At 50.9% G+C, this 1,054-nt stretch carries 1 rRNA gene; it reads right to left on the reverse strand.

The features are described 5' to 3' along the window. Nucleotides 1–1,054, reverse strand: a 23S ribosomal RNA gene (locus ACKJXD_RS11890); the annotation flags it as partial.

Here is a 1,054-nt window from a genome sequence, read left to right on the forward strand (position 1 = left end):
TCTCATCAGGGAAAACTCATCTCGAGGCTAGTTTCGTACTTAGATGCTTTCAGCACTTATCTATTCCGCACGTAGCTACCGGGCAATGCAATTGGCATCACAACCCGAACACCAGCGGTGCGTTCACTTCGGTCCTCTCGTACTAGAAGCAAACCCTCTCAATTTTCCTACGCCCATGGCAGATAGGGACCGAACTGTCTCACGACGTTCTAAACCCAGCTCGCGTACCACTTTAAACGGCGAACAGCCGTACCCTTGGGACCTACTTCAGCCCCAGGATGTGATGAGCCGACATCGAGGTGCCAAACACCGCCGTCGATATGAACTCTTGGGCGGTATCAGCCTGTTATCCCCGGAGTACCTTTTATCCGTTGAGCGATGGCCCTTCCATTCAGAACCACCGGATCACTATGACCTACTTTCGTACCTGCTCGAGCCGTCACTCTCGCAGTCAAGCTAGCTTTTGCCATTGCACTAACCTCCTGATGTCCGACCAGGATTAGCTAACCTTCGTGCTCCTCCGTTACTCTTTGGGAGGAGACCGCCCCAGTCAAACTACCCACCAGACAGTGTCCCTTACCTCGATTCAGAAGTATAGGTTAGAACATCAAACATTAAAGGGTGGTATTTCAAGGATGACTCCATGCATACTGGCGTACACACTTCTTAGTCTCCCACCTATCCTACACATTAAGGCTCAATGTTCACTGTCAAGCTATAGTAAAGGTTCACGGGGTCTTTCCGTCTTGCCACGGGTACACCGCATCTTCACGGCGATTTCAATTTCACTGAGTCTCGGGTGGAGACAGCCTGGCCATCATTACGCCATTCGTGCAGGTCGGAACTTACCCGACAAGGAATTTCGCTACCTTAGGACCGTTATAGTTACGGCCGCCGTTTACTGGGGCTTCGATCAAGAGCTTCTGCTTACGCATAACCCCATCAATTAACCTTCCAGCACCGGGCAGGCGTCACACCGTATACGTCCACTTTCGTGTTTGCACAGTGCTGTGTTTTTATTAAACAGTTGCAGCCAGCTGGTATCTTCGACTGA

This window comes from Gilliamella sp. G0441 (assembly GCF_050589305.1).
Classification (GTDB): Bacteria; Pseudomonadota; Gammaproteobacteria; order Enterobacterales; family Orbaceae; genus Gilliamella.